The following is a 9,753-nucleotide window of genomic DNA, read 5'->3' on the forward strand; positions in this document are numbered from 1 at the left end:
TTAATGACGGTAGTTATGAGCTTTTCATGAGATTTGAATTATTTAACAGCTACGATCGTATCATTACACCACGTTTCTTCTAAGAAAAATAAACACAGCATACATTATGTTTAAAAAACTATCCATACTAATCATTCTTTTTGCTTTCTCTTTTGGACATGCTCAAAAGGGTAAGTTAGATAAAGGAAATGAAAAATTTAAATCTTTAGCATTTATAGAAGCTCAGAAAATCTATTTAAAATTAGTAGAAGAAGGCTTTGCATCTCCTGAAATTTTAGCAAAATTAGGTGATACGTATTACTTCAATGACGAACTGCAAAAGGCGTATAAATGGTATAATCAACTATTTGAAGAATATGAGGATAATGCAAAACCTGAGTACTTTTTTAGATATGCACAATCTCTTAAATCGGTAAGTAGGTACGACGAGGCAGATAGATTGATGTCAAAATTCAATTCTTTTAAAGGTTTTGACGTTAGATCTAAGATGTATTCTGAAGAGCCTAATTATTTACAAATAATAGATTTTCAATCCGGTAGATTTGATGTGGTTAACACAAAAGGAATCAATAGTTATACGGTTGATTTTGGTCCTGCTTTTAATGAATCAGAAAGTCAGGTAGTGTATGCTACTTCTAGAGATTCTGGTTCTTTGGTAAGTAGAAGACATACATGGAATGATCAACCTTTCTTACAGTTGTATACTGCAAAGGCCGATGAGACTGGTAAATTAAGCTCACCTAAAAGATTGTCTAGTAATATCAATACTAAGTTTCATGAAAGTACTCCTGCTATAACTGCAGATGGTGAGACGATGTATTTTACTCGTAATAACTATGATAACGGTGTTTATAGACAGGATATTGATGGAATGAATAAGCTTAAGATTTTTAGATCTTATAAAAAGAATGGTAAATGGTCTAAGCCTGTATCTCTTCCTTTTAATAATGATGAGTACTCTGTGGCACACCCTGCCTTAAGTCCTGATGGAATGCAATTGTATTTTTCTAGTGACATGCCTGGGAGTGTAGGTTATGATATAAATTCAGACTTTACTAAGTCAGATATTTGGGTAGTAGATATTCTTGAAGAAGGTCAGTTTAGTGAGCCTAGAAACCTTAAGAATGTGAATACACCTGGTAGAGAGACTTTCCCTTTTGTCAGTAAATCAAACACATTATATTTTGCTTCTACAGGTCATCAAGGTCTTGGAGGGCTAGATGTATTTGCTAGTTCAATAAGTCCGGACGGTAGTACTAGTAAGGTAATTAATATTGGTAAGCCTATTAACACTACTAATGATGATTTTGCTTTTATCATTAACGACGACACTAAAATAGGATACTTTACCTCTAATAGACCAGGTGGATCTGGAGATGATGATATCTATAGATTCATACAGTTAGAAGACCTTAGGGAAACTTGTGAGGTTCTAGTTACAGGTACGGTTACTGATGAGAAAACAGGAGAGCCTATGAATGAAGCTACTGTTATGGTAATGGATGCTAATAACAATAAGGTGGATCAATTAGTAACTGGTGAAAATGGTAAGTATGTTTTTAAACTAGAATGTGGTAAGCAGTATTTTGTGAGAGTTGAAAAAGAAGATTATTCGTCTGACGAAGATCTATTCTCAACACCTACAAAATCTGGGTTTATGGACGTGCCACTAGAGATAGAGACAGCACGTATAGCAGTGGCAGATTGTGATGATATAGGTCCTTTATTAGATATAGAGCAAATATATTTTGACTTTGATAGATTTAATATCAGAAAAGATGCAGCATTTGAGTTAGCAAAGATCAAAGTTTTTATGGAACTGTATCCACTTACCAAGGTCGAAATACGCTCTCACACAGATAGTAGGGCTCCAGACGACTATAATGATATACTTTCTGAGAAAAGAGCGCAGAGCACACGTAATTGGCTTATATCAAAGGGTATTGACGCTTCTCGCTTAACTGCCAAAGGTTTTGGAGAAAGAAGACTGTTAAATAGATGTTCTAACGACGTAGAATGTTCTAAAGAAGAGCACCAGCTTAACCGTAGATCAGAGTTTATCGTCACTGGTTTAGATAACTATAAAAACTGCGATTAATTTTCTAATACATTATCGTATTAAAAAAAAAGCTCTGAACTTGTCTAGTTCAGAGCTTTTTTTTGTTTTATTGTATGATAGGAATTCCGCTTTCGCGAAAGCGGAACTAATCAACTATACCAATGCCTCAGCAGCTGGCTCAAATTCAGATATAAAATGAAATTTGATACTAGGGTATTTCTGCTGTGTCATTTGCAACGAGAAAGAAGAGTCGGCTAGAAATACTAATTGGCCTCTTTTATCCTTACATAAAAATTTAGATTTTACACGTTTAAAATCAGTAAACTCCTCTGGTTTTGCAACGCTTTCATCTACCCAGCAAGCCTTGTGAACATTGAGGTTTTCATAAGAACATTTTGCGCCATATTCATGTTCTAGTCGGTATTGTATTACCTCAAATTGTAGTGCGCCTACAGTACCTATAACCTTACGGCCGTTAAGCTCTAGTGTAAATAACTGTGCAACACCTTCGTCCATTAATTGGTCTATCCCTTTAGCAAGTTGTTTAGACTTCATTGGGTCAGAGTTGTTAATGTATCTAAAATGCTCTGGTGAGAAAGATGGAATCCCTTTATAATGTAAGGTTTCACCAGATGTTAAGGTGTCACCTATTTTAAAGTTACCAGTATCGTGTAACCCTACTATATCCCCAGGAAAAGACTCGTCTACTATCTCCTTTTTCTCAGCAAAAAATGCATTAGGACTAGAGAATTTTAAGTTCTTATCCAGACGTATGTGTTTATAAGCCTTGTTTCTTTCAAAAACACCACTTACTATCTTAATAAATGCCAGTCGGTCCCTATGTTTAGGATCCATGTTAGCATGAATTTTAAATACAAAACCGCTAAATTGATCCTCCTTAGGTTCAACCAGTCGTTCTTCTGCCTTTTTAGGCCTAGGTTCTGGCGCTATTTCTATAAAACCATCTAACAATTCCTTTACACCAAAATTGTGTAAAGCACTACCAAAAAATACAGGCTGTAAATCCCCATCCAGGTATTCCTTTCTATTGAATGCAGGATAAATGCCGTCTACTAACTCTAGTTCATCTCTTAAAGTACTTGCTGCCTGCTCGCCTACTAGTTTATCCAGTTCAGCATCATTAATATCACTTATAGCTTTAGTCTTGTGTATTTCCTTAGAAGATGCACCAGTAAATAGGTTAATGTTTTGTTTATGAATGTTATAGATTCCTTTTAAATCATAACCCATACCTATAGGAAAACTGAGAGGAGTAACCCTTAGACCGAGCATCTGTTCGATCTCATCCATGAGGTCAAAGGCATCCTTTCCCTCACGATCCATTTTATTAATAAAAACGATCATAGGGATATTACGCATTCTACATACCTCGACTAGTTTTTTAGTCTGTTCTTCAACACCTTTTGCGACATCTATAACTACGATCACGCTGTCCACCGCAGTTAGTGTTCTAAAAGTATCTTCAGCAAAATCTTTATGTCCTGGTGTATCTAGGATATTAATCTTTATACCATCATATTCAAAAGCAAGAACAGAGGTAGCTACAGATATACCTCTTTGTCTTTCTATCTCCATAAAATCACTGGTAGCACCTTTTTTGATTTTATTATTTTTTACCGCACCTGCTTCTTGAATCGCGCCACCATAAAGTAGTAACTTTTCAGTAAGCGTGGTCTTACCAGCATCTGGGTGAGATATAATTCCAAAGGTCCTGCGTCTTGCGACTTCTTTCTCAAATTGTTTCTTATTCATAAGATTACAAAAATAGAGAATAGATCTCGATCTGTAGAAATTTACTTTAGCAATATCCATCCTTATATCGGGAGTTAGCTACAAAAAGAATTTTTAGGTCTATATCGCTTTCGCGAAAGTGGCTCTAACACAATCATTTCGGTATGTTTTAAGTTAAATTCTATTATCAATAGGTGTAAGTTTATGTTGATTTTAAAATATTAAATCGTTGAGTGGTATGATTGTAATGAATAAAACAAGAGCGTTCGTGTTTTTAATCGTTATAATATGTATTTAAACGATTGATAGTTAATTTAAAACTTAGTAAACACACTTTTTTGTTTTTATTCTTAATTTGGTTTAATATATGTTAACGAATCGCATTTTCCGTTAACTAAAAAAAGATACTACCTATGGGAAAAATTACTCCTAGTTTAAAATTTGTTTTTGCTACGATAAGTAGACTTATTAGAACCAAGTCGTTCGTTTTTACTGCTATGTTTGTGTTGGCTTCTCATGTGGCTTATAGTCAGTGTCCAGGTCCGCTGGCAGATTGTGATGGAGATCTTGTGTTGAATCAAGATGATCTAGATGATGATAATGATGGAATTCTTGATAGTGAAGAATGTCCTTTCGTTGCTCCTACAGGTGGAGCTGTTGAAGCAGATGCAGTTTATTATACTAATGATAATGGTGTTCAGTTCTTTGTTATTGCAGGAAACACAAATGGATTAGGTTACTCCGAATCTGGATGGGATGTTTCTGTAACTAATACAGGTGCGACAATACAATCCGATTTAAATTTTTCTAATTCAACGTTCTCAATTGGCTCTGTCTCTGGTTCAAATGATGCAGTAGATCCGGTTGCAAATAATTATAACGTTGCTTCTACAACAAATCCTTCTTTTGTTTCTGGCGCTAGTGGGTCTGGATTATCAATTGAGCCTGGAAGAGCTAATTTAGAAGGAGATAGTGATCTAGAGTTTTCAACATTTATAAACTTTACCACACCTGTCTATGCTTTTGGGTTTGATTTAATTGATTTTATGGATCATGGTGCAGGTAATTATATTGATACTTGGCAGATTTATGTTGGTGGTGTTCTTTCTTACCAAATTGGTCCTGCTATTTCTGTTGCTGCTGGTACTACCGGAACTTTTTCAGTTTTTGACGGTCAAGGAAATTCATTAGGTACTATAACAGCAGGGGAAAATATCGAATCATTTTTTGGGTTTATTAGTATTGCGCCTGTTTCTCAAGTAGAAATAAAAAGAAATTCAGTTTATAATGGTGTCGGTGCTGCTGGAGAAGATTTTCACGGTATTGATAGTTTTAGATTTACTACAGATGTTCCTTTTGATACAGATAATGATGGTGTTGCAAATTGTTTTGATACTGATAGTGATGGTGATGGCTGTAGTGATGTTTTAGAATCTGGTGGATTAGATCCTGATGGCGATGGAGTACTTGGTGTACTGCCAACAACTGTTGATGGTGCTGGCCGTGTCACAGGTTCTGGGTCGGTAGCTGGAGGGTATAATGGGCTTAGTGGAAATGAGTTGAATGCGGTGCAAGTTAATGTTGCTGCTGGAAACCCTATGGATCAAACTGTGTTTGAGGGTGATTCTGTGAGCTTTACAGTATCAGCTAGTGCAGATGAAGCTACGTTTTATACCGGTGGTTCACCTACTTATAGTGTTCCTGGTAATGCGGATGGAGGTTTAAGCTATCAATGGTATATAGGTGATCCGGATTTTTCAGGAGTGCCTATTGCTCCTGGAGATACTAACTATAGTGGCGCAGACACAAATACTTTAACAGTTAATGACTCTTCTGGATTAAACAATACTGATTATTTTGTTGTTGTTAGTCATGATGAAAATGTGTGTGTGTCCGAAAATAGATCAGCAGTGTTAACATCTCTTCCAGATCCGTGTGATGCACTAGCATCTGGAAATCCAGATAATGATGGTGATGGTATTAGTGACAGTTGTGATCTTGACGATGATAATGATGGGATTTTAGATACAGAAGAAGGGGTAGCTGGTTTTGAATTAACCCCATTAAATGGTGCGCAATCTGTGAACAACAATACGCCATTTGTGATTTCTGGAACTGTAGGTTCTTGTCCTCCAGGGTTTGTAGAGGCTGGTAGTTCTACTGTATCGTTTGATTTTAGGTGGAATAATGGAAGTTCTGGTGCGGTTCCACGATCGACTTTAACTCTTTTTGTTGATATTGATGGTGCAGGTCCTCTACCAAATGAGCCATATTTTGTTGCTACAACGCCCTCTGGTGGGAATACTAATGCGGATGATGCAACTGATCAAGGTGGTGATGCAGAAATTATGGTTATGAATGGTGCAACTTTTACAAATTCTTTGCCTTCTAGTCAGGGACCTAATTTTGTTGATCACACCGCTTTTAATTCAAATATTGCAACAAATCCAGAGAGGTTTGCAGGAATAGTAGTGACTTTGCCTTTTGGTCTTCCGGCTGGTGCTGTTGTACAGTTTGAACTTTTTATACCGGCGGATGATTTTGACATTCAGAATGGTGCTGCGTCATCAAGATGTTTTACTGATACAGATGGAGATGGTTTTTTTGATTCATTAGACCTAGACAGCGATAACGATGGTTGTAACGATGTTTTAGAATCTGGTGGAACTGATAATGATAACGATGGTATTTTAGGGGATACAGCAACTACAGTAGATGGTAATGGTCTAGTAACTACAGGAAGTGGAGATACTACTGGAGGTTATGATGGCGCAAGTGGTGCTGAGATAGTAGCGACTCAAGTTGTGGTAGATACTGCGCCTGTAAGTCAAACTGCTATGGAGGGTGATACAGTCACCTTTATGGTGGATGTTACCGCAACCAGTACTACAGACTTTGCAGGCTTTGCACCTAGTACGACTCCAGATTATAGTGGAGCGAGTGCTAGTGATGTTACGCCTGCTACAACATACCAATGGTATTTAGGTGATCCTAATTCTGGTGGGACTATGCTTGCTGGAGAAACTAATGCTAGCTACTCATTTACTGCAGCAGCTGCAGATAGTGGTAATCAATATTGTGTAGTAATTACACATCCTGATAATGTATGTATTTCAGAAACACAATGTGCAACCTTAACGATGGTTAGTGTTGACTCAGATGGTGATGGTGTGTTAGATGATGTAGATATTTGCCCTGGAGGAGATGATACTGTGGATGCAGATTTAGATGGCGTGCCAGATTTTTGTGATCTTGATGACGATAATGATGGGATTTTAGATACTGTGGAATGTGGAGTGTTATTGCCAGTAGGAGTTACGGGAGTTGGTACGCAAACCATATCCGGACAATACGCAGGAGATCTATTTACTTTAGATTTTCAATTGGCGACTACTACTGTGAATCCGTTTGTTTTTCAACGTAGACCAACACTTATAGTAGATCCGAGAACCACGGAGCCAGTAACGCTTACTAGGCAGATAAGTGGGATAACAGAAGGGCTACAGGTTACTTGGGATGAAGGTGATAATGGTCGACCACAACTTGCTGGGTTGAGTGAAATGGATCTAACACTAACATTAGATAATTTACAGAATGGACAATTATCAAGCTTGAGAGTAGCAAGTGCTGCTCCAGGGACCACGTTTGCTGGGCAAAATGCAATCAAGGAAATAACTTTGACTTGGCCTGGAGGTACCTCTGCAGTGTTAAATGATCCTCTAGGTGAAATAGTGAGTCATGCAGATGGAGCTGTAATTTCTTCTGGAGATGTACTAAGTTTAAATTCAGGAACTCGTCAAATTCAGTTTTCTAGATGGACTTTAGATATCGACTTAGAAGGTGCTACGTATCCTTTTGTCTTAAATTACGATACTGATTCTAATGTGAATACAAATTTTGAAGGTTTTGCGTTTATCCCAATAGGTTGTTCAGATGTAGATGGAGATGGAGTTGTTGATTCATTAGATTTAGATAGCGACAACGACGGTTGTGATGACGTATTGGAATCAGGAGGTCTTGATCCAAATGGTGATGGAATCTTAGGGGCGATACCAACTACTGTAGATAGTGATGGACTAGTAATAGGAAGCTCTCCTGCAACTGGAGGTTACGATGGAGCAAACGGAAATGAAATAGTTGCAACACAAGTGAATGTGGTAGCAATGCAGCCTGCTGACCAAACCGCTACAACAGGTGAGTCTGCTACTTTCACTGTTACAGCAACAGCAGATAATTCTACCGGTTTTACAGCAGGTGTTCCAGATTATGGAACTCCTGGAAATGCAAATGCGGGAATTAATTACATGTGGTATATAGGTGATCCAGATACTTCAGGAACACTAATTAGTGCGTCAGATTCAAATTATAGTGGTGAAAATACAAATGCACTAACAGTTAATGATGTTACCGGTTTAGAGGGCACTGAGTATTTTGTTGTAGTAAGCCATGATGATAATGTATGTTTTACAGAAACACGTTCTGCTACACTTACTATCGCGCAGGCTGATGTAAGTATTGATAAAGTATTGGTCGATAGTAGTCCTTATTTAGTAGGAGATACAGTGACGTATACATTAACTGTAAGTAATGCAGGTCCAGATGAAGCAACAAATGTTGTAGTTACAGATATTCCTGATAATTTAACAATAACAAATGTATCTGGTGGTGCATGCACAGCATTTCCTTGTACAATAGCAAGTATTGCTTCCGGTGCTGCAAATGATGTGACGATAACAGTTACAGCAACAATTGATAGTGAGGGAGCCTTTTCAAATGGTGCTACTGTAGAAGCAGATCAAGATGATCCAGATACAGCTAATAATCAAGATCTATCAACAGACGCAAATAATCAAGGAACAGTTCCTAGTGTTGATCCAATAGCGCAAGATGATGTAAGCGTTCCGAGTACACCTGGTGATACGGTGAGTCTAGATCCGACAGCTAGTAATGGCAATGCTGCAGATGCAGATCCTGACGGTACCTTAGATGTAATGACTGTGAGTTTAGTAGTTCCAGCTGGAGCTACGATGGTACAGACAGATGCAGATGGTGATATTATTGGGTACACAGTTCCTGGTGAAGGAGTTTGGGAAGTTAATCCTGTAAACGGTGAAATTAGTTTTGCACCATTAGCTGGTTTTAATGATGATCCAACATCTCCTGCAACATATACTATAGATGATAATGCAGGTAATACTTCTAACCAAGCTACAGTAACAATAGATTATGTTCCTGTTGCAACTGCAGATGAGATTACAGGTGTTATGCTAGGGAATCCTGCAGTGATTGATGTATTAGCAAATGATGTTGATGGTGATCTTGTAGATCCTACTACAGTAATGATAATAGATCCAGCAAACCCAGGTGTTCCTGTGACAAGTTTAGTAGAACCTGGTGTTGGAGAATGGACTGTTGATCCTATGACTGGAGCAATTACATTCACTCCTTGTAGTGCAGCTGGAATACCAGATGTGAGTTGTACTGGATTGTACGAAGGTAGTCCGATGGATATTATGTACGTTGTAGCAGATGATGAAGGCAATGTTTCTGATCCAGTAGGTGTTAGTGCAGCCTTCGCTATTCCACCAATAGCAGATGATGAAGTTGTGTCTGGAACGATAAACACAACAGCAAACATCAACGTATTAGATGGCGATGTAGATCCAGATGGAGAAGACGCTAACTTAATGATAACAGCGATTACAGATCCATTAACAGGAACAGTAACACCAATAGCACCAGGTTCGACAGTAACGTTGAGTGACGGTACAATGGTGACATTAAATACAAATGGAACGTTAGATGTAGCACCAGCAACGGATAGCACAGAGCCAATCAATTTTGAGTATACACTAACAGATGAAGATGGTTTAACAGACGTTGGAGAAGTAGACATTACTTTCCCACAGTTATCACCAGTAGCAGATGATGAAGTGGTTGCG

At 37.8% G+C, this 9,753-nt stretch carries 3 protein-coding genes; 2 read left to right on the plus strand and 1 reads right to left on the minus strand.

The genetic code is table 11. The features are described from left to right. The first annotated feature begins 106 nt into the window (after nucleotides 1-106). Complete coding sequence (locus ACJJVJ_RS00015; protein ID WP_405368075.1) at nucleotides 107-2,098, plus strand: OmpA family protein; 1,992 nt, start codon at nucleotides 107-109, stop codon at nucleotides 2,096-2,098. A 114-nt stretch (nucleotides 2,099-2,212) separates the two neighbouring features. Here ACJJVJ_RS00015 and ACJJVJ_RS00020 read toward each other — a convergent pair whose 3' ends face one another. Next, nucleotides 2,213-3,832 carry a peptide chain release factor 3 gene (locus ACJJVJ_RS00020; RefSeq protein ID WP_405368077.1) on the minus strand — a complete coding sequence of 540 codons (1,620 nt, stop codon included), beginning with the start codon at nucleotides 3,830-3,832 and terminating at the stop codon, nucleotides 2,213-2,215. A 392-nt stretch (nucleotides 3,833-4,224) separates the two neighbouring features. Here ACJJVJ_RS00020 and ACJJVJ_RS00025 point away from each other — a divergent pair. Further along, nucleotides 4,225-9,753, plus strand: a 5,529-nt coding sequence (locus ACJJVJ_RS00025; RefSeq protein WP_405368079.1) for an Ig-like domain-containing protein, incomplete at its 3' end; no start/stop codon positions are given.

The sequence above is a fragment of the Nonlabens sp. Asnod2-A12 genome, assembly GCF_045063745.1.
Classification (GTDB): domain Bacteria; phylum Bacteroidota; class Bacteroidia; order Flavobacteriales; family Flavobacteriaceae; genus Nonlabens; species Nonlabens xylanidelens.